At 61.0% G+C, this 20,855-nt stretch carries 19 protein-coding genes; 4 read left to right on the forward strand and 15 right to left on the reverse strand.

Going from position 1 to position 20,855, the window contains the following annotated elements; genetic code table 11:
* Positions 1–89: 89 nt before the first annotated feature.
* The 5 genes from otnC to BJF91_RS09970 form a co-directional block, all read right to left on the reverse strand.
* Entirely contained in the window at positions 90–728 is a 639-nt protein-coding gene (gene otnC / locus BJF91_RS09950) for a 3-oxo-tetronate 4-phosphate decarboxylase (RefSeq protein WP_075614315.1), read from the reverse strand.
* The gene (gene otnK, locus BJF91_RS09955) at positions 725–1,987 is read right to left on the reverse strand and encodes a 3-oxo-tetronate kinase (protein ID WP_075614316.1); all 1,263 of its coding nucleotides are present in this window, start codon (positions 1,985–1,987) and stop codon (positions 725–727) included. Before otnK ends, otnC begins: the two co-directional genes overlap by 4 nt.
* 3 nt (positions 1,988–1,990) lie before the next feature.
* On the reverse strand, positions 1,991–2,767 hold the full coding sequence (gene otnI, locus BJF91_RS09960; protein WP_075614317.1) for a 2-oxo-tetronate isomerase: 777 nt from the start codon (positions 2,765–2,767) through the stop codon (positions 1,991–1,993).
* 2 nt (positions 2,768–2,769) lie between these two features.
* Entirely contained in the window at positions 2,770–3,693 is a 924-nt protein-coding gene (ltnD, locus tag BJF91_RS09965; RefSeq protein ID WP_075614318.1) for an L-threonate dehydrogenase, read from the reverse strand.
* 64 nt (positions 3,694–3,757) lie between these two features.
* Positions 3,758–5,068, reverse strand: coding sequence for an MFS transporter (locus BJF91_RS09970; protein ID WP_234801606.1), 1,311 nt, complete (start codon positions 5,066–5,068; stop codon positions 3,758–3,760).
* A gap of 219 nt (positions 5,069–5,287) precedes the next feature.
* Here BJF91_RS09970 and BJF91_RS09975 point away from each other — a divergent pair, with 219 nt between their 5' ends.
* Positions 5,288–6,292, forward strand: coding sequence for a LacI family DNA-binding transcriptional regulator (locus tag BJF91_RS09975; protein ID WP_075614320.1), 1,005 nt, complete (start codon positions 5,288–5,290; stop codon positions 6,290–6,292).
* A gap of 41 nt (positions 6,293–6,333) precedes the next feature.
* On the opposite strand, the gene BJF91_RS09980 is transcribed toward BJF91_RS09975, so the two are convergent.
* Complete coding sequence (locus BJF91_RS09980) at positions 6,334–7,266, reverse strand: LysR family transcriptional regulator (RefSeq protein WP_075614321.1); 933 nt, start codon at positions 7,264–7,266, stop codon at positions 6,334–6,336.
* A gap of 390 nt (positions 7,267–7,656) precedes the next feature.
* On the opposite strand from BJF91_RS09980, the gene BJF91_RS09985 reads away from it, so the two are divergent.
* A complete protein-coding gene (locus BJF91_RS09985) occupies positions 7,657–9,141 on the forward strand; it encodes a carotenoid oxygenase family protein (RefSeq protein WP_075614322.1) in 1,485 nt (494 codons plus the stop codon).
* Between the two features lie 218 nt (positions 9,142–9,359).
* The gene (locus BJF91_RS09990) at positions 9,360–9,785 is read left to right on the forward strand and encodes a GlcG/HbpS family heme-binding protein (RefSeq protein ID WP_075614323.1); all 426 of its coding nucleotides are present in this window, start codon (positions 9,360–9,362) and stop codon (positions 9,783–9,785) included.
* Between the two features lie 61 nt (positions 9,786–9,846).
* On the opposite strand, the gene BJF91_RS09995 is transcribed toward BJF91_RS09990, so the two are convergent.
* The 4 genes from BJF91_RS09995 to BJF91_RS10010 form a co-directional block, all read right to left on the reverse strand.
* Positions 9,847–10,983 carry an NAD(P)/FAD-dependent oxidoreductase gene (locus tag BJF91_RS09995; RefSeq protein WP_075614324.1) on the reverse strand — a complete coding sequence of 379 codons (1,137 nt, stop codon included), beginning with the start codon at positions 10,981–10,983 and terminating at the stop codon, positions 9,847–9,849.
* A gap of 49 nt (positions 10,984–11,032) precedes the next feature.
* A complete protein-coding gene (locus tag BJF91_RS10000; RefSeq protein WP_075614325.1) occupies positions 11,033–12,040 on the reverse strand; it encodes a Gfo/Idh/MocA family protein in 1,008 nt (335 codons plus the stop codon).
* Positions 12,041–12,066: 26 nt separating this feature from the next.
* Positions 12,067–13,584, reverse strand: a complete 1,518-nt coding sequence (locus BJF91_RS25490) for an amino acid ABC transporter permease/ATP-binding protein (protein ID WP_075614326.1) — start codon at positions 13,582–13,584, stop codon at positions 12,067–12,069.
* Positions 13,585–13,652: 68 nt separating this feature from the next.
* Positions 13,653–14,468 (reverse strand): ABC transporter substrate-binding protein, encoded by an 816-nt coding sequence (locus BJF91_RS10010; RefSeq protein ID WP_407639878.1) that lies wholly within the window; start codon positions 14,466–14,468, stop codon positions 13,653–13,655.
* A 265-nt stretch (positions 14,469–14,733) separates the two neighbouring features.
* On the opposite strand from BJF91_RS10010, the gene BJF91_RS10015 reads away from it, so the two are divergent.
* Positions 14,734–15,804: a LacI family DNA-binding transcriptional regulator gene (locus tag BJF91_RS10015; protein WP_075614328.1), complete on the forward strand. Its 1,071-nt coding sequence runs from the start codon at positions 14,734–14,736 to the stop codon at positions 15,802–15,804.
* A 12-nt stretch (positions 15,805–15,816) separates the two neighbouring features.
* Here BJF91_RS10015 and BJF91_RS10020 read toward each other — a convergent pair whose 3' ends face one another.
* The 5 genes from BJF91_RS10020 to BJF91_RS10040 are packed head-to-tail and all read right to left on the reverse strand — an operon-like array spanning position 15,817 to position 20,845.
* A complete protein-coding gene (locus tag BJF91_RS10020; RefSeq protein ID WP_075614329.1) occupies positions 15,817–17,112 on the reverse strand; it encodes an LLM class flavin-dependent oxidoreductase in 1,296 nt (431 codons plus the stop codon).
* Positions 17,113–17,151: 39 nt separating this feature from the next.
* Positions 17,152–18,513, reverse strand: a complete 1,362-nt coding sequence (locus BJF91_RS10025; RefSeq protein WP_075614330.1) for an MmgE/PrpD family protein — start codon at positions 18,511–18,513, stop codon at positions 17,152–17,154.
* Positions 18,514–18,522: 9 nt separating this feature from the next.
* Complete coding sequence (locus BJF91_RS10030; protein ID WP_407639873.1) at positions 18,523–19,311, reverse strand: amino acid ABC transporter ATP-binding protein; 789 nt, start codon at positions 19,309–19,311, stop codon at positions 18,523–18,525.
* Between the two features lie 8 nt (positions 19,312–19,319).
* Positions 19,320–20,102 carry an amino acid ABC transporter permease gene (locus BJF91_RS10035; protein ID WP_075614331.1) on the reverse strand — a complete coding sequence of 261 codons (783 nt, stop codon included), beginning with the start codon at positions 20,100–20,102 and terminating at the stop codon, positions 19,320–19,322.
* On the reverse strand, positions 20,099–20,845 hold the full coding sequence (locus BJF91_RS10040; RefSeq protein WP_075614332.1) for an amino acid ABC transporter permease: 747 nt from the start codon (positions 20,843–20,845) through the stop codon (positions 20,099–20,101). Before BJF91_RS10040 ends, BJF91_RS10035 begins: the two co-directional genes overlap by 4 nt.
* Between the last annotated feature and the right edge of the window lie 10 nt (positions 20,846–20,855).

A 20,855-nucleotide genomic window follows, 5' to 3' on the forward strand; every position in this document is an offset into this window, starting at 1 on the left:
TCCACTTCGCAGCCAGCTGACGGCAAGGGTACCGATCATGGCGCAAAACAGATTTGGAACACCTTGTTCTTCAAGAGATTTTGCCGAACTTAGACCTTGCTCGGAAAGCGCCTGTTGAGCTCGGTGACCTCGTCGCAGGTGAGCGGCCTCGTCTTTTCGCCGCGCAGCATCAGGAAAAGCTTGGCGGTCTCTTCCAGTTCCTCGGCCGCATAGACGGCTTCGGCCAAATCAGCGCCGGCGACGACGGGGCCGTGGTTGGCAAGCAGAACGGCATGGGCGTTCTCGGTTCTCTCAGCCACCGCCTCGGCCAGGGCCTCGTCTCCCGGGGGAAAGTAAGGCACCAGCGGCAGGCGGCCCACACGCATCGCATAATAGGCGGTCAGCGGCGGCAGCACGTCGTCGGTGTTCAGATCGCAGAGGCAGCTGACAGCCACGCAATGGGTGGAATGCAGATGCACCACCGCCCCTGCCCTTGGCCGGGTGCGATACATCACCCGATGCAGGAAGGCTTCCTTGGTCGGCGCGTCACCGGAGACATGGCGACCCGTTTCGTCCAGCTTCGAAATCCGGGCCGGATCAATAGTCCCCATGGAGGAGCCCGTCGGGGTCATCAGCCAGCCATCCTCGGTGCGCAGGCTGATATTGCCGGTCGAGCCGGCGGTCAGCCCACGGTCGAACAACGATTTGGCATAGGTGGCGATTTGGTCGCGCAGTTTGGTTTCGCTCATCCGGCTATCTCCAGCGCCCGTTCGAAGAAATCAGGCCCGCCGAAATTGCCGCTCTTTAGCGCCACCTGCAACGGTGTTTGCGACAGCGTCACAGTCCAGGGCACGCCGGGAGCGATTTCCGCGCCGATAGATAGACCCTTGATATCAAGCGCCGAAATGACCGCGCCGGAGGTTTCCCCGCCTGCCACCAGAAGCCGGTGCACCCCGTCCGACACCAGCGCTTTTGCAATTTCGGCCAGTGCATGTTCCATCAGTTCGCCGGAACGCTGCCGGCCGTAGCGCAGCTGATTGGCCTCGACTTCCTCAGGGTCGGCGGAGCCATAGATCACCACAGGCTGATCCTGCCGCTGCTGGCTTGCCCAAGCCAGCGCCAGCTCCACGACCGGCCTGCCATCGGCCAGTGCTTCCAGGTCGATCTTGAAGTTCGGCCACAAATCCCTGGCGCGCGCCAACTGTTGGCGGGTTGCCGCCGAACAACTGCCTGAAAGAATGGCCGTTTTGACCTTGGCATCGACGACCTTTGAGGCATCGCTTGCCGGCTTCGGCGTGATACCGAAATTGGCAGGCAGGCCCATGGCCAGCGCCGAGCCGCCGGTCAGCAGCTTGTGGTCGCGCACGGCGCGACCCAGCGCCCGCAGGTGATCGTCATTGATGGCGTCAACCACGACATGCCGCTTGCCAGCCGCGATAGACGCCTCGAAGGCTTGCGTGATCGCAGTGTCGCCAGCCGACACCACGTCGTAGGGAATGAGTCCGACTGGATAAGCCGATTGCGTTGCCATCAGCGCCACCAGATCCGACTGGCGCATGGGCGTCAGCGGATGATCCTTCATCGGCGAATCCTGCAACAGCTGGCGCCCGACGAACAGATGGCCGTTGAAGACGGTCCGCCCATTCTTGGGAAAAGCCGGGCAGACCACGGCAATCTCGGCGCCGAGCGCATCGGCAAGTGCATCGGCAACCGGGCCGATATTGCCTTCCGCGGTCGAATCGAAGGTCGAGCAATATTTGAAGAAAATTTGCCGGGCACCCCGATGTTGCAGCCAGGCCAGCGCCTCCAGCGACTGCGACACCGCATCGGCTGCGGCAATCGTGCGGGATTTTAGCGCGACGACCACGGCTTGCGCCTCACCGATATCGAAATCCTCGTTCGGAATGCCTATTGTCATCGCCACCTGCATTCCCTCGCGGGCGATGATGCTGGCAATATCAGTGGCGCCGGTAAAGTCGTCGGCGATGACGCCGAGAAGAATACTCATCGCTCAGCTCCGTCTATAGACATCGAACCAGCCGAGGCCGTCGAGCGTTTTGCCGCGCGGATTGTATTCGCAGCCGACAAAGCCGGCATAGCCCAGGCGGTCCAGTTCGGAAAACACGAAAGGATAGTTCAATTCCTCACCATCAGGCTCGTTGCGCGAGGGTATGCTGGCGATCTGGACATGGCCGACATGGGCGAAGTCGCGCCTCAGCCGTATCGTCACGTCGCCATGCAGGATCTGGCAGTGATAGATGTCGAACTGCAGTTTGACATTGGGCAGGCTGGCCGCTTCGATCACCTGCAGGGCACGGTCAAAACTGTTGAGGAAATAGCCGGGCATGTTGCGGCTATTGATCGGCTCCAGCAACAGGTCGATGCCCTTCTCTGCCAGCCGGCGCGAGGCATGATCGACTGCCCGCAGATAGCTGGCCTTGGCATCCGCATCGGCGGCATCAGCCTGTCCCGCCATCATATGGATCCGGTTGACGCCGGTAGCCTCGGCATACTCAAGCGCCCGTTCAACACCGGATTTGAATTCGTCGAAACGTTCAGGCAGAGCGGCAAGACCGCGCTCGCCCGCGGCCCAGTCGCCGGGCGGCATGTTGAACAGTGCTTGCGTCAGATTGTTGCGCACCAGCCGCTCCTGGATCGCCTCGGGCGCAAAATCATAGGGAAACAGATATTCGACGGCGGAAAATCCGGCTTGCGCCGCTGCATCGAACCGGTCGAGGAACGACCATTCCGTAAACATCATCGTCAGATTGGCGGCAAAGATGGGCATGATCAATTTGCCTTTTCAGGTAGTGTCGCGCCTGATAGCTGCGCATAGAGACGGGCAAGCGAGGAATCGTCATCGCGGCCCATACCCGCTCCGGAAGCGGCAAGATACATCTGCAGTGCCGCAGCGCTCAAGGGCACGGGATAGCGTTCGCTGCGGGCCATGTCCTGGATGATACCGAGATCCTTGACGAAGATTTCGATGGCGCTGAGCGGCGTATAATCGCCCGACAGCACATGCGGAATGCGGTTTTCGAACATCCAGGAATTGCCGGCCGAGGCCGTAATCACTTCATAAACCTTGGCGAGGTCGAGGCCCTGCTTTGCGGCAAACGTGATCGCCTCGCAGGCCGCAGCGATATGAACGCCGGCCAGCAGCTGATTGATCATCTTGAAAGCGGCACCAAAGCCGGCGCTGTCGCCGAGTTCATAGACCTTGGCGGCCATGGCATCGAGAGCGGGACGGGCAGCGGCAAAGGCCGCCGGCGTGCCTGAGGCCATGACTGTCAATTCGCCGCTGGCGGCTCGGGCCGCGCCGCCCGAAATCGGTGCGTCGAGATAATGTACGCCTTTTTCTTCCAGCCGGGCAGCCAGCTTGCGGGCAATGGCAGGGTCCATGGTGGCCGACGAGACGAAGACTGAGCCGGGGCGCAGGCTATCGGCGATCCCTTCCGGCCCGAACAGCACTGTTTCGGTCTGGGTAGCATTGACGACGACTGAAATGACGGTGTCCGCCTCGCCGATCTCTTCCGCGAGATTGGCGATACCGCGACCGCCTGCGGCAACAAAGCGCGAGACGGCGTCAGCCGAGACGTCGGCGCCGAGAACGTCAAAGCCCGCCTTTTTCAATGAGAGCGCCATGCCCATTCCCATGGAGCCGAGGCCGATAACGGCGGCAACGCGGGCGGTGGCGGTTTGAGAGAGAGACATGCGTTTTCTCCTTGAGATAATGAAAGCTCTCCCGGCGGACAGCCGGGAGAGAGGCTTTGCGCGATCAGCGATTGACTGTTTTGGCGGGAACGCAGAGCGTGGCAATGCAGCCAATCACCAGCGCTCCGGCCAGGAAATACATGCCCACGGCATTGCTGCCGGTGAGGTCCTTGAGATAGCCGATCATGAACGGCCCCAGGAAGCCAGCCAAATTGCCGAGAGAATTGATCCAGGCGATGCCAGCAGCAGCACCGGTTCCAGCCAGGAAGGCTGTCGGCAGCGACCAGAACAGCGGCGCGCAGGTGATCACGCCGGCGGCGGCAAGCGAGAGTGCGGCAATCGCCAGCACCGTGCTGGGTGCGATGGTGGCAAGCACGAACCCGACACAGGCAAAGCCGGCCGGGATAACCAGATGCCAGCGGCGTTCACGGAAATGGTCTGCCGAGCGACCAAGCAGCAGCATGGCGACGAAAGTGCAGATATAGGGGATGGCCGAAACAAGCCCGACATTGAAGTTTCCAACCACACCCGAGGCCTTGACCAGGGTCGGCATCCAGAAATTCAGGCCGTACTGGCCAAGCACGAAGCAGAAGTAGATCAGGCTCATCAGCCAGACACGGCCATCGCGTAGCGTCTCGCCAAGGCCATGCGGGCTCGATGACTTGACCCGATTTTCAGTCTCCATGTTGGTAAGCAGGACGGTTTTTTCCTCCGAGCTCAACCACTTCGCCTCCTCGATCCGGTTATCGAGATAGAACAGGACCGCGACACCGAGCAGAACCGCTGGCACGGCCTCGATCACAAACATCCATTGCCAGCCTGACAGGCCATGCGACCCGTGGAAACCGTCCATGATCCAGCCGGATAGCGGATTGCCGAATATGGCAGAGACCGGGATAGCCGACATGAAGGTCGCGATGATCTTGGCGCGGCGCGAGGTCGGGTACCAGGAGGTCAGATAGAGAATGATGCCGGGAAAGAAGCCGGCTTCTGCAATACCGAGCAGGAAACGCAGGGCGTAGAACACGGTTTCCGAGGTGGTGAAGGCGAAGGCAGCTGAGATTATCCCCCAGGTGATCATGATCCGGGCAATCCAGATCCGGGCGCCAACCTTGTTCATCAAAAGATTGCTCGGCACTTCAAACAGGAAATAGCCGACGAAGAAGATCCCGGCACCGACGCCATAGGCGGCTTCCGATAGGCCAAGCTCGCTCGACATCTGCAACTTCGCAAAGCCGACATTGACGCGATCGAGATAGGCGACCACGTAGCAAAGCATCAAAAACGGCACGATCCGCCAGAACACTTTTCGATAAGCAATATTTTCCACACCATCGGTCACGCCTGCGGGCGCGGCCGATGCTTCACCGAGCATCGTCATGGTATCCTCCTCCAAGGTTTTCGGCCGGTCATGGCCTTGGCCGCCGCATGCTCTCGTCATTCCCACATGACGTCAGGGGCCTTTGGCAGCGCTGCCAAAAGTGAATAATCTATTTTGGCAGCGCTGCCAACATCTTTTTGGCGGCGCTGCCGCTGACGGTAGGCTAATATAACGGGAGCCAAGCCACACGATGCAGCCACCGGGAACAACCCTTTGAATTTCATGGATCAGAAGACCAACCTCATCACCTTGTCGGATGTCGCGGCAGCCGCGGGCGTCGGCGAAAGCACTGTATCCCGGGTGCTGCGCAATCACGGCTCCTTCTCTGAAAAGACGAGAGCGCGGGTCATGGCGGCGGTGGAACGGCTCGGCTATGTGCCAAACAGGATCGCCGGTGCGCTAGCCTCGACAGGGACCCCGCTTGTCGCCATCCTCGTTCCCTCGCTGTCGAACATCGTGTTTGCCGATCTCCTGAGCGGTGTCACCCGAACGCTGGAGAACCACGGGCGCCAGGCCGTCTTTGCCGTTACCGACTACGATCTCGACAAGGAGGAGGCGCTGGTGGCGGCACTTCTGGCCTGGCGTCCTGCCGCCGTAATGCTGGTTGGCATGGAACATAGCGAAGGCACACGCCGAATGCTGCGCGCCGCCGGCTGCCGGATCATCGAACTGCTGGATATTGACGGCGATGCACTCGATATCGCTGTCGGCTTTTCCCACGTCGCTGCCGGGCGCGAAACGGCGGCAAGGCTTGCTGATGCCGGCCGCCGCTCCATCGCCTATGTCGGCCACGACCTCAAGCGCGACACCCGCGGCGCCAAGCGTTTCTCCGGCTTTTGCGCGGGCCTTGCGGAGGCCGGGCTAACGCTTGCAGACCGGGAAGTCCGTGATGCCCCCTCCTCCGTCGGCGAAGGCAAGGCCGGGCTTGCGGCTCTGCTGGAGCGCAGTCCCGCGATCGACGCCGTCTATTTTTCCAATGACGACATGGCGCTCGGCGGCTATTTCTATTGTCTGGCTAAGGGCATTGCCGTACCGGACAGATTGGCGATCATCGGTTTCAACGCGCTGGAGATCTGTCGCCACACCCCGCAGCCGATCGCCAGCGTTCTCACCCCGCGCATCGAAATCGGCCAGCGCGCCGCCGAACTTTTCCTGAGTGACGCGCCGTCGCAAGTGCTCGATCTCGGCTTCTCCGTCGTCACCGGCGGCACGCTCTGAGCGGCGGCAGGTCATCATGCACCGCCATCTCCACCATTTGCCTAAACGCTATCCAATGGTGGCTCGGTCGATGTTGAAAGATGTCGCGCGATGACGGCGCGCAGCCATTGATGACATGGATCGCCGTCCAGAAACTTCGGCCAGACCATGTATTCCCGCAGGGGCTGCATGGAGGATGGAGCATCGAGGCAAGTCAGCGGGAAATGCTTCGCCATCAACATTGCAATCTGCCTGTGCAGAGTGGCGACGCGCTGCGTTCCCATCAACAGATGCGGCACGGCTCCAAAATATTCCACCGTGCATTCCACCCGCCGCTGCTGGCCATAGCGCGGCAAAAACCAGTCCTCGAACGCAATACTGCTGTCCTCACCGAAGCGCACGGCCACATGACCGAGAGATAGATAATCATCCATAGACAGCGCCGTCTTACCCTTGAAGCTCTCGCTGCAGACCAGACAGACCTGATCGTCGGTGAATAGCAGCGACTGCGGATGCTGCAGACTGGATGCGTATTGTTCGGGAATGACAAGCAGATCGATATTGCCGCGATCAAACACCTCAAGCACCTGCTTGGGCGGGCGGCGCAGATCGAGCCGGATGCCGGGTGCCGCGGTGGACAGATATCGCACGACAGGCGCAAACAGGCTTTCGACCAGATAATCCGAAGCATGCACGGTAAACCGCCGGGTCACCGTCGCCGGATCGAACGTCGCCTTCAGTCCCACGGTCGTGCGGGCATGGTTCAGAGTTTCGCGAACGGGGCCGATCAGAGTATGCGCCAGCGGCGTCAATTCCATGCGGCGGCCGACCTGCACCAGCAGCGCATCCTCAAAGTAATCCCTGAGGCGGGCAAGTGCCGCGCTGGTTGCCGATTGGCCGATATGCAGGCGCTCAGCTGCCCGTGTCACATTGCGCTCCTCAAGCAGCACATCGAGCACGACAAGCAAATTCAGATCGAACCGATCCAGACGCATGTGGCTTCCTCCTCCGTCCAGGTATCGATGGTATCGATGATTATCATGAATACAATCTGATTTTCATTTGCTTCACCGTTGCTAAAGCTAAACCTGTTGGGAGCTGCACGAGAGGATCCATGTCGCGCAGAGGCTCGGGCGAGACGAGGATGACTGCCAGGCCGCCTCAGATGGAGGAGATTTATGAAACAACACTGTTCCATTGCCTGCCTGGCTTAATAGCTCACGGATTAGCGCTGCGGCGAAGACCGTAGCCCGCACTTTGAACATCAATTTTCAAAGGTGATTGCACCCACGCGGGGCGGCGAGGTCGGCCGCCCTTGTCTCTGTCGTTTTCCGAAAACAGCTTTTTCGGGAGGAGAAAATGTCAAACTTGGAAGGAGCATTTTCATGAACCAGCACAGCAAGTTGCAACAGGGGCTTCAGTTTCCCAATGACGTCGTCTTCAACGGTTATGCCGCACCTGTGCGCATCGAAGGCGAAGTGCACGATCTTGAAGTGATCGGCCGCATCCCGCCCGAGCTTGAGGGCATGTATATCCGCAACAGCGCCGACCACACCTACCCGCCGCTGCATGGTAAGGACATCTTCCTCAACGGCGACGGCATGATCCATTCCGTGCGCATCCAGAACGGCCATGCGGATCTCACCATGCGCTACGTGCGCACCCGCAAACTCGAGCTGGAACGCGCCGCGCGCAAAGCACTGTTCGGCGCCTATCGCAATCCCTTCACTGATTCTCCCGAGGTTGCCGGCGAAGATGCGAATACGGCAAACACGTCGGTTCTCTGGCATCACGGCAAACTCTACGCGCTAAAAGAAGCCGGCCGCCCCTATGAGCTCGATCCGAACGATCTCACCACGCGCGGCGAAAGCGATTTCGGCGGTCAGCTCACCAGCCACACCTTTACCGCCCATCCAAAGATCGACCCGGTCACCGGCGACTGTGTCGCTTTCGCCTACAATTGCGAAGGCGTGGCCAGCGACGAAATCGAACTTTACGTGATCGGCAAGGATGGCGAGTTCAAGAGCACCGAGCGTTTCAAAGCGCCTTACTGCTCCATGGTCCACGACTTCCTCGTCTCGCGCAATTTCATCGCCTTCGTCATCTGCCCGATGGTCTGTGACTGGGACCGAGTGAAAAACGGCGAATCCTACTGGCACTGGGACAGCCATCGCCAGACCTATATCGCGGTCATTCCGCGCGACCAGGGCGTCTCCGCCATTCGCTGGTACACGGCACCGAAGGTTGCGATGCAGACGCACACTTTCAACGCATGGGACGATGGCAGCCAGTTGGTGCTGGATCATTTCGTCAACGATTCCGGCTGGCTCAGCCAGTTTCCGGATATCCACAATCCCCATGCTCACGAGATGCCGCCGTTCGGCGAGCGCTGGATCGTCGATCTCTCGACAAAGGGCGGCGACGTCAAGATCGAGCGCTTCATCAACCATATCGGCGAAATGCCCGTAGTCGATCCGCGCTTTTCCATGCGCCGTACCCGCCACTATTGGTTCGGCACCAATCACCCCGAGACATGGCCAATGCTGCAGCCCGGTCCGAAGGGACCTCCCTTCACCTGCCTCGGTCACTTCGACGAACAGACCGGTAAAATCGGCCTCTTCTATGCCGGACCGGATGCTTCGCCGGAAGAGCCCTGTTTCGTACCGCGTAGCGCGAACGCTGAGGAAGGCGACGGCTGGCTGATGACAATTGTGGGGCGGCGGGCGGAAAACCGCACAGATCTCGTCATTCTCGATGCTCGCAATATCGACAAGGGGCCGGTTGCCGTCATCAAGTTCCCTTGTCGCGTGCATGAGGGCTTCCATGGCATCTGGGTGCCGGGCAGCGCGCTGGGCACCGACCACCGCTGAGCTTCCTCGTCACACCAACGCCCCGGCACATCACACCGGGGCGTCTCCGCCCAGCTCGCCATAAGCCCTGGCTCAATATCCGCCTGTCACGCCCGCAGGCCGTCGATTTGCATAGTATTCACATTAGGGAACCGAGATCGAAAACGCCTTGCGATCTCATCGCCATGTTCCTGTAAGCTCGACGTCCTTCTTCCGTTTCCTATCAGCATGAGGTTCCCATGACACGTCTTACTCTCGATCAAGCAACAGCCATAACAGACGCAGCCCTAGCCGAGGGTCGCAAGCGTAACCTGGCCCCGCTCGCGGTGGCGGTACTGGATGCCGGCGGCCATCTGATTGTCTATAAGCGCGAAGACGGCGCCGGCATTGTTCGCTTCGACATCGCCTTCGGCAAAGCATGGGGTTCGCTCGGCATGGGCTTCGGCTCACGAGAACTGGCAACCCGGGCAGAGAAAATGCCGACCTTCTTTTCCATGCTGGCCGATGTCAGCGGCGGGCGCATGGTGCCCTCGCCTGGCGGCCTGCTGATCCTCGATCCAGCAGGCGAGGTGATCGGTGCGATCGGCATTTCAGGCGATCTCGGCGACAATGACGAAATCTGCGCCCTGGCCGGCATTGAGGCGGCAGGCCTCCAGGCGCGCTGACAAATCCACCGCCGTCCCGTCATCGGCACCGCTGCCATGACGGGACGATTTTTGCATCCCGTTAAGCGCTGAACCGCTCGGGCCGGAAGGTCTCGAGCAGCGGGTGGCGATTGCCCGTCGCCATCTCATAGGCTGTCAATTCGCCAACGATCAGCCCAAGCGTCGCGCCACTATGGCTAAAGGCGACATGGCAGTGAGCGATGTTCGGCAATACGCCGAGCACTGGCTCGCCATCGCCAGGGATCGGCTTGCGGCCGGCACCATGGGAAGCAAGTTCAAGCTTTGGATGATCCGCCAGCACCTTGGAGGCCTCGGCCAGCAGGCCGTCTATGGTCGACTGTTTGACCTCATAGGAACCATCGGCTGTCGTGATCACTTCATCCGCCGCCCAATCCGCATCGATGAACAGGCTACCGCCAGGGCCCGGCCGCACCGCGACACGAGGCGTGTTGAGCACGGCTTCAAGAGGATGGGCGACAGGCTTGGTTGTCAGCAGCAGAGCAACGGGCGTGCCGTCGTCAATGGTTTCACCAAGTTCCGCCGCCATCGCGGGAACGGCAGGACCTGTTGCGATCAACACCGCGTCAGCCTTGCGCTCCGTGCCCTTATTCGTGCGCGCACCCACGGCGCGAGCATTTTCGACCATAACTTTCGCCGCGCCTTCGTCGGTGACCAGCAGACCTCCACGCTCGGTAAATTCCTTTAGCAGGAAAGCGATCAGGGCTGAAAGATCGACCCAGCCTTCGCCTGGATTGAAGATCGCACCTTCCTCCGTCACGGCTTCGGGCGATACACCGGGCGTCGCCGACTCGATCTCGGCGGGCTGCAGATGACGGGCCTCATAGGCCAGCGAGACCTCATGCGCATAGGCAGCCGCAATCTCATTGCCCTCGCCTTGCGGGTCCCAGGTCAGGCCACCGTCAAACTGTAGCCAGTCGACCGGGCCGAGACGGCTGGAGAGCGTGCGGTAACGGTCTATGCCGGCCATGCGCAGCAGATGATAGGGATTGGAGCGCATCCGGGCCGAGTTCAGCCAGGACAGCGAGCGGCCGGAGGCACCATTGGCGGCCGGACCGTCATTGATGATGGTGACGCTCACGCCGCGACGCTGTAGCTGGACGGCGGTGGAAACACCGAAAATGCCAGCGCCGATAACGATGGCGGATGAGATTTTATTGTCGGACTTTTTTTCACACATGGAAGTCATCTTTCAATTCGTTGGTCTTCGTTTGGTGAAGTCGGGAAGCTCAGACAGCCTCCCACCGCCCGGTTTCCACAGAGCGGAACAGCGCATCGATGGCGCGCATATTGGCCACGGCATCACTCAAATCCGGCTGCGGCGAACGCCCTTCGATGAGAGCTTCCGCAAAGGCATCAACCTGGAGACGGTATTGGTTGGAGGTCTCGATTTCGATCACCTCGCGACCGCCGCCGCTCAAGTCGCGTCCGTCATCGACAACAATAGTCGTTGTCGCGTCGAGCGGCGCATTGAAGGGAATGGTGACCTCGATGCGCCCGCGCGTGCCAAGCAGCGTGACGCGCTGGGTCGGAACCAATTGGGTGGCGCAGGTGAAGGAGAGTTGCCGGCCATCGGAAAATTCCAGGAGGCCGCTTGCCAGCCGGTCGGTGCCGAAGCTGACATCACGGTCGAGAAGGCCGATAGCGCGCAGCGGCGCGGATCCGAAGGCATAGCGGGCGGTGTTCAACGCATAGCAGCCGACGTCGTAGAGCCCGCCGCCGCCGATTTCGGCCTGGTTGCGGACATTGTCGGGATCATCAAGGAAATAGGAAAAGACCGTCTGGATGGCGCGCAGTTCGCCGATACGGCCGCTGTCGATAAGATCCCGCACCTTTTTCCATTGCGGATGATGGCGTACCATGAAAGCCTCGGTGACCGGCAGGCCCGTCTCGGCAGATGCCTCCACCAGCAATTTTGCCTCCACGGCCGAAAGCGCGATCGGCTTTTCGCAGAGGACCGGCTTACCCTGGCGCAGTGCTGCAAGCGTCAGAGGCACATGCAGATGGTTCGGCAGAGGATTGTAGATCGCATCGATCTCGGGATCGGCAAGCAGAGCCTCGTAATCGCCGTAGAAGCGGGGAATGCCGAGCGCCTCAGCCGTGGCTTTCGCCTTGTCGAGGGAGCGGGAGGCGATGGCCTCGACCCGCCCGAAGCGGCTGGTCTGAATGGCGGGGATAACGGTACTGCGGGCAATGCTGGCACAGCCGAGAATGCCCCAGCGAATACATTTCGTCATGATGATGCCTTTCGAAATGGTGGTGATTACAGCACTTCAGCAAGGAAGCGGCGCAGACGCGGGCTCTGCGGATTGTCGAAAATCACGTCGGGCGGACCCGCCTCGACCACGCGGCCTTCGTCCATGAACACGACTTGGTCGGCGACGCGGCGGGCAAAGCCCATTTCATGGGTCACGACGACCATGGTCATGCCGCGCGTGCCGAGATCAGCCATCAGGTTGAGCACGCCCTTAACCAGTTCGGGATCAAGCGCGCTGGTGACCTCGTCGAACAGGATCACTTCCGGCTCCATCGCCAGTGCGCGGGCAATGGCGACGCGCTGCTGCTGGCCGCCCGAAAGGCTGCCCGGACGGTGATGCTGGCGGCTGGCAAGCCCGACATCGGCAAGCCGCGCCATGGCGATCCGCTCTGCTTCAGCACGCGGCAGGCCTTTGATCTTGGTCGGCGACAGCATCACGTTTTCAAGTGCCGTGTGATCAGGAAACAGGTTGAAATGCTGGAACACCATACCGACGCGGCGGCGCAGCTTTTCCGGCTTCATCGCCAGAATATTGTCACCGTCGAGCAGCAGCGTGCCGCCCTTCGGCTCGACCAAACGGTTGAGGCAGCGCAGCAGCGTCGACTTACCCGACCCGGACGGACCGATGATGCAAGTGACGCTGCCGGGCCGAACCGTCAGGTCTACGCCTTTCAGCACCTGCAATTCGCCGTAAGCCATCGTCAGGTCGCGCACCTCGATACTGCCGGCCTTGAAACTCGGCACTGCCTGAGCTGTCCGGTTGGCCTGGTCGAGTTCCGAAACTTCCTCCAGCCCGCTGGTGACCACGGTCGGCGCGCGCTTCTTGCCAAGCCGCAACCGCATGTCGATGGCATTGACCAGATGGGTCAGCGGCACCGTGATGACGAGATAGAAGACGCCTGCGAGCAGCAGCGGCGAGAGATTGCCCGTGACGACTGCCTGGTCCTGCCCGACGCGGAAGATTTCGCGCTCCGAAGCGAGCAGCCCCAGGAAGTAGACAAGGCTAGAATCCTTGACATTTCCGATGAACTGATTGACCAGCGCCGGCAGCACGCGGCGCACGCCCTGCGGCACCACGATCAGCCTCATGCCCTGGCCATAGCTCATCGACAGCGCCCGCGAAGCCTCCATCTGGCCCCGATCGACGCTCTGGATGCCGGAGCGAAAAATCTCGCCAATATAGGCGCCAGCAATCAGGCTGAGCGCTAGAATGCCCAGCGGAAAGGGTGAAGGACCGAAGATGTCACGGCCGATCCGCGCGAAGCCCTGGCCGATCAGCAGAATGGTGACGATAGCCGGCAGACCGCGAAAGACGTCGGTATAGAGCCGGGCCGGAATGCGCAGCCAGGGCGAGCGCGAAATGCCCATGATTGCCAGTATCATGCCGATGATGATGCCGAGAACCGTCGAGGCAAAGGCCAGGATCAGTGTGTTCTTCAACCCGACGGTGATCATTGCCGGCAGCACTTCGGCCATGGCATCCCAGTCGAAAAAGCTCCGGCTGAGGTTATCGAACCAGTTCATGTCATCTTCCTTGGATTAATGAGGGGCAGCTGAGATGCCCGGCCCTTATTGAGAGCCGGGCGCTCCATTCACTTCTGCGGAAGATAGGCGTCGGGCATGGGCGAGCCGGGGAACCATTTTTCGTAAAGCGTCTTCCAGGTGCCGTCCTGCATGGCCTCATGCAGACCTTTGTTGAAGGCGAGCCGCAGGGCATCATTGCCCTTGCGCACCACGAAGCCGGCCGGCGCATCGAAGCTGGGGATATTCACGGCGATTTTCAGAGCCTTGTAGCGCGACGTGTAATCCTTGGCGGCTTCGTAATCGAGGAAATGGCCATCGATCGTGCCGTTGTTCAGCGCCGAAATCGCCGAGTTGTTGTCGGGGAACTTGACGAGATCGGTATCGGTAAAATTCTTCTGGGCGTAGATTTCCTGCAAGGTGCCCTGGACGACACCGAGCCGCTTGCCCTTGAGGCCTGCAACGTCAGTGATCTTGGCGTCGGGCGTGACGACGGAGAGGTAGCCGGCAAGATAACCATCGGAAAAATCGACCGTCTGCTTACGCTTTTCGGTCGTGCCGATCGCAGCAACGGCAACATCGAACCGGCCGTTGGCAACAGAAGGCATCAGCGCAGAAAACTCCTGGCCCGTGAAGATCACCTGGTCCTTCTTGAAGCCCATGCGCTCGGCAACATTTAGAAACAGTTCGATGTCGAAGCCGGTAAACGTGCCGTCGGCCTTGGTGAAGGTATAGGGCTTGGCGTCGCCCATAGTGCCAACGCTAATCGTATGCGGATCGATGAGGCCGTAAGGGTTATCGGCAGCCGTTGCCGCGCCGCCGGCCATCGTGCCCGTGAGGGCAAGGCTCGCAGCCAGAAGAAGCGAGCGCAACCGGGCTGAAAACATCGGTTTCATGCTGGGAGATATCGTCATGTTCCTGTTCTCCGTCTCTGGGGTTTGGGACGAGATCGCGACTGCGGACACAGAGGTTCCTGTCCGGGCAAGCCATGGGCTTGCCAGGTCATGACCCCGCAGATCGATCTCGTGATGATGTCAGGCGGTCTTTTTAGTGAGACCGGTCTCTTTTTTGATTGAGACCGGTCTCTTGTTGGTTTGACGATTGTTATATTCGCATTGACCGGTCGTCAACATCTCTTGTAAAGCTTTGCTCATGAAAGAAGCTCAGTCGAAAAATGTCATTGTGACGGTAGCCGATGTGGCGCGCCTTGCCGGCGTCTCGAAAGCCACGGCAGCCCGAGTGCTCGGCGGCTATGGCACGGTCAGCGACAAGGTCCGCCTTGAGGTCAAGGCGGCCGCCAAGGCGCTGGATTACCGGCCGAACGAACTGGCCCGCAGCATGACGACTGGCCGGTCCGGCACGATCGGCGTCGTCGTCGGCGATATCGAAAACCCGTTCTTCGGCTCGGCGGTGCGCGGCATTTCCGACATGGCGCGCTCAGCCGGGTTCAATGTCGTTCTGGCCAATTCCGGCGAGGACGTCGATGTCGAGCGTGCCGCCATCAAGACCTTGGTGGCCAAGCGCGTGGATGGACTGATCGTGTCGCCAGCCAGAGCCGGCGAGACCGAACATCTGAAAGAAATCGGTCGCAGCGGTCGCTCGCTTGTCCTGCTCGACCGAGCCATTCCCGCGCTCGGCGTCGATACGGTCACGGCAGACGACCGGCAGGCGGCAGAAGCTGTCACCCGGCTGCTGCTGGCGCGCGGCCATCGCCGCATCGCCTATGTCACCGCCTGCGATACGCCTGATCACCTCTATCGCGAAGCGAGCGACATCCATACCGCCTCGGTGCGCGAAAGAATCGAAGGGTTCATTCATGCCGGACGCGACGCCGGTATCTCGGACATGGAGCGATGGGTGCGCCTTGGCGCGACCACGCCGGACAGTATCCGAAGCCTCGCGGCCGATCTGTTTGGCAACGTCGATATGCCAAGCGCGATCATCGCCTCCGACAGCCTGATTGCGCTGGAACTGTTCAAGCTCGCCCGCGACAGCGGCATCGCCATGCCCGATGCGCTCTCACTGCTCACCTTTCACGACGCAACATGGACGGCGGTTACGACGCCGCCGGTCACGGTGGTGCGCCAGCCCGTCTATGAACTCGGCGAGGCCGCCGCACGGATGCTGATCGAGAGGCTAAAGGGCGTTGATGCCCCGCCGCGCCATCTGGTCCTGCCGACCGAACTGATCGAGCGGGGCTCGATTGCCCCGCCCTCACGCTGACCGAAATCCTGCTTAAAGGGCCGGACGCGTTAGACCAAGATGATCGCGCAGCGTGGAGCCACTATAGTCAGTGCGGAACAGCCCGCGCTCCTGCAGGATCGGCACGACCAGGTTGGTAAAATCTTCCAGACCTTCCGGGAAGAAGGGCGGCATGACATTGAAACCATCAGCCGCATGGCCCTCGAACCATTGTTGCATCCGGTCAGCGACTTCTTCGGGCGTGCCAAGCACGATGTGATGGCCGCGCCCGGCCGCCACCCGCAGCGCGAGCTGCCGGATCGTCAGATTTTCGCGGCGCGCGAGAGCGGTCAGCAGCTCGGCGCGGCTGCGCAATTGGTCGGAAATTGGTAGCTCCGGCAACGGGCCGTCCGGATCGTATTCGCCAAGGCTATGGCCGATACGTTCTTCCAGCAGCGGCATGGCGGCTTTCAACTCGGTCCATTGGTCGAGTTCCGCCAGCTTGTCGGCGGCTTCGCGCGCCGTGCGTCCGATGACAGGCAGGAAGCCGGGCATGACGGCGACATCGTCGGGATGACGGCCGAAGCCGGCAACACGGGTCTTCAGGCTCTTGTAGAAGGCCTGCGCTTCTTCAAGGCTCTGCTGGGCCGTAAAGACGACATCGGCGGTGCGGGCAGCAAGATCCTGCCCCGGCCCGGAAGAGCCGGCCTGGATCAGGATCGGATGGCCCTGCGGCGCACGCGGAATGTTGAGCGGCCCCTTGACCGAGAAATATTTGCCCTTGTGATCGAGAATATGCATCTTCGCCGGGTCGGCATAGACGCCGCTCTGCTTATCCTTGATGAAGGCATCGTCGTCCCAGCTGTCCCAGAGGCCGCGCACCACGTCAACGAATTCGCCTGCGACGGCATAACGCTCGTCATGCTCAGGATGAGACTTGGAAAAATTATTGGCGGTGCGGGCGTAGGATGTCGTGACGATGTTCCAGGCTGCCCGCCCGTGGCTGAGATGATCGATCGAGGAAAAGGCGCGGGCGATGTGATACGGCTCGCCATAGGTCGTCGACGCCGTGGCCGCGAGACCGATCTTGTCCGTCACGGTTGCGAGCGCGGCCAGAAGCGTCAGCGGCTCGAACCGGGCGATGGTCGAGGGATGCGCGTCGGTACCGCTGGTCAGGCCGTCGGCCAGGAACACCATGTCGAATTTGGCATCCTCAGCGATCTTAGAGACCCGGCGCAGCAGGTCGAAATTCTCGCTGCCGGCCTCGGCATGCGGATGGCGCCAGCCGGAAACGTGATGACCAGCCCCTTGCAGGAACAGGCCGAGGTGGATTTCTCTCTTGCGGGTCATGGCTCAGTCTTTCGTCATCTTTGGAATCAGGCGGGATGTTTACGTTCTATTCGGCCGAAGTTCCTGGCCTAGAAGCGCCAACAGCCGTTGCAGGCCGTCGCTGCTGCGCATGCTGCGGACCAGACTGGGGATCTCGGCGAAGGCGGCATTGGAGCCGGTGGTCTCGTCGAATTTTTCGGCGGGGTCAGCAAGACCCGGCAGGCCATCGAAGCGCCGCCGGATCGTCTCGCCGCTTGTCTTGACAATATCGAGGATAACAAAGCGAGTGGTTGGATCGCTCGACATCCGCGGAGCCGTCTCGTCATGGCGGCGGCTGGCGCGGCGAGCGAGCGCCATCAGCCGAGGCGACACCGGCCGCTCGTCAAAATGATCCAGCCTAAGCGCGCCGTCGATCAGGGCTGCGGAAAACACATATTCCGGGCTGAACCGCGCTTCGATGCCATTGCTCGGATGGGTGACGACAAGGGCGGCGTCGGCACCGGGCGGATAGGTGAAGGTAATGCTTTCGATCGCGTCCGCCTCGAGACCTTCCCGATGCAACTCGATGCCGAGCGAGGCGACCGGATGGCTGGCGGTGCAGCAGGGATAGGCCTTCAGCGTCAGCCCCGGAGACACGATTTGCCAGGGATCACCCCAATGCTCGAGAACGGCTTCGGGCCGCCCTGCCCCGAAGGCATAGGCGGAATGGAAACCAACGGGATTGTCGAGAAAGTCAGGTGCTCCGCCAAAGCCGGCCATCGCAAGCCGGGCGGCGAGCAGGCCGGAGCGCGCCGCCATGCCGGCGTGATAGGGTTTTGCGTCGAAGCCGAATTGCAGCCGCAGACCAGACGATTGCGTCGCGGCAAGGCCGAGAGCCACTGCCGTCTGTTCCGGCGTCGCTTGAATGAGATGGCAGATAGCTGCCGCAGCCCCGATGGGCCCAAGCGTGGCGGTGGCATGAAAGCCGTTTTCGTAATGGCGGGAGCCGAGCGAAAGGCCAAGCCGCGCCATCGCTTCGAGCCCGACAATATAGGCAGCAATCAGTGCCTCGGCGGTCAATGCTCGCTCGCTCGCCAGCGCCAGCAGGGCGGGGATAATCACCGTGGTCGGGTGACCGCGCACGCTTGAATGGACGTCATCATAATCAAGCACATGACCGGCATAGGCATTGACGACAGCGGCGGCGAGCGGGTCGGCGCGGCCAGCGCTGCCAATCAGGATCGCCTCCCCGGGTGCCTGCGCGCCAATGGCATGCGCAAGTAGGCCGGTGGTGCGGTCACTGGCACCAGCAATGGCACAGGCGAAAAAGTCGATGAGGGCATTGCGCGCCGCTGCCATGGCAGCGCTGTCCTTGGTCGGATCGGAGGCCAGGATAGCGCGGGCAAAGCCCTCGGTCAGCGGTGCGGCTATGGTGCTCGTCATGGAGTGCTCCTAGATACCTTCGCCGTCACGCACGGCGCCTCGGCCCGACAGGCCACCGACGAACTGGCGGATGCGCGGGTTGTCGCTGTCATGAAAAATTTGCTGCGGCGAGCCCTGGCCGACGATGCGGCCATTTTCGGTAAAGACCACCTTGTCGCTGATTTCCTCAGCAAAGCGCATTTCATGGGTAACGAGAATGCTGGTCATGCCCTCGCGGATCAGGTCGCGGATAACCCAGAGCACTTCGCCGACGGTTTCCGGGTCTAGCGCCGAGGTCACTTCATCGAACAGCACCAGTTCCGGCTTCATCGCCAATGCCCTGGCAATCGCGACACGCTGCTGTTGGCCACCGGAGAGCTGACCGGGATAGGCGTTGGCCTTGTCGGCCAGCCGCACCCGGTCGAGCAACTCGCGCGCGGTCTTTTCCGCCTCGGCGCGCGCCACGCCAAGGATGCGCACCGGGGCGATCACGATGTTGTCCAGCACGGTCAGGTGCGGAAACAGATTATACTGCTGGAACACGATGCCGACCCGCTTGCGCAGCGCGATCCGTTCGCTCTCGCGAGCCAATTGATCCACGCGTATGCCGGCTACGGTGATGCGGCCGCTCTGCGCCGTCACCAGCGCGTTGATGCAGCGCAGAATAGTGGATTTTCCGGAGCCGGAGGGGCCGATGATCGACACCGCATCGCCCTTGTTGATCGTGAGATCGATGCCTTTCAGCACCTGCGTCTGACCGAAGGACAGGTGTACGTCTTCCAATCGAACGATGGGGTCGTCGGTACTGGTGTTCATCATATCAATCCTCAGGCCTGTTTGAACCGCCGCTCCAGCCGGCGGGTCAGGCGGCCGATCGGGTAGCACAGTGCAAAAAAGGCAGCCATCACCACGACATAGGCAATGACGGTGAAATCAAGCCGACGCACGGCAGTGCTGGCATCGGTGGCGGCATGCAGCAATTCATGAACGCCGACTAGAGAGGCAAGCGAGGTGCCCATGGTGATCGAAGCCAGCACATTCATCCAGGGCGGCAGCGACCGGCGCAGGCATTGCGGCAGAATGATCCAGCGCAGTGCCTGGAAGCGGGAAAAGCCCAGCCCCTGCGCCGCCTCCCATTGCGCCGTCGGAATGGAGAGAATGGCGCCACGGGTAATTTCGGCGATATAGGCACTGGCGGGAATGGCAAGCCCGACCGTCGCCTTCACCCAATCCGGAAATTCAAGATAATTGCCGAACACCACGATCTCGAACGGGAAGATATAAGTCGTGGCAAAGATCAGCACGAGATGCGGTGCGTTGCGAAACACCTGCACGTAAAGGCCTGCCGGATAGCGCAGCAGCCGGTAGGGCGCCATCTTGAGAATGCCGAGTACGACACCCAGCAGGCTCCCCAGAACCATAGCGGTCAGCGCTATCAGGATGTTCATCGCAAAACCCGAGGCGAGATAGGGCAGCCATTGCAAAAGCTCGCGACCGAGCGAAAGATCGGCCAAAGCCCAGGCAAGGATCGCCAACGGCAGCAAGACAAAAGCGGCAAAGCGCAGGCTTGCACCGGCCAAGTTTCTATTTTGAGAAGCGACCACCGTCATATCCCATATCCCGGAATGGCGAGCCGGCGCTCAACCCACAGGCCGATGCGGGCAACGGCCATGTTTATCAGGCTAAAGAAGGCCAGGATGACGATCATCAGTTCCACGACATTGTCGCGTTGGGTCCAGACCATGATCGAGGCATAGGTAATTTCGCTGACCGCAATCGCATTGCCCACCGTCGTCAGCTTAACCAGGTTGATCAGGTTGTTGACCAGCGCCGGCAGCGAGGCACGCAACGCCAGCGGCACCTCGACATAAGCCAGGATCTGGAACCGGCTGAAACCCATGCCGCGCGCGGCCTCGACGGTCGCTGACGGCACGGACTCGATGCCGGCGCGGATCGCTTCCGCGTGCAGGGCAGCGACATGCAGACCGACCACCGCCACCACCCAAAAGAAGGGAGAAAGCGGATTGTTCTGCGCACCACCGACCAGATTGGAAACCACCGTGTTCAACACCAGGAAGCTGAACATCAGTTGCACCAGCGTCGGGGTATTGCGGGTTACCTCGACAAAGGCCCGCACCGGCACTGAGAGCCAGGCCTTGCCCGAGGTTAGGCACGCCGCAAACAGCAGACCGAAGACGAGGCTGACGGGAATCAGCAACGCGACGAGATAAAGCGTGGTGATGAAGCCATCACGCCAGATCTGCGCCTCGTAGCCGCCCGATAGAAACTGGTAATTGAGGCCGATCCTGTCCGTCAAACGAACGAACAGGTCGATCAGGTTGGTATCCTGCATGTCTTTCTAC

This window comes from Gillisella taibaishanensis (genome assembly GCF_001938985.1).
GTDB classification, from domain to species: Bacteria; Pseudomonadota; Alphaproteobacteria; order Rhizobiales; family Rhizobiaceae; genus Allorhizobium; species Allorhizobium taibaishanense.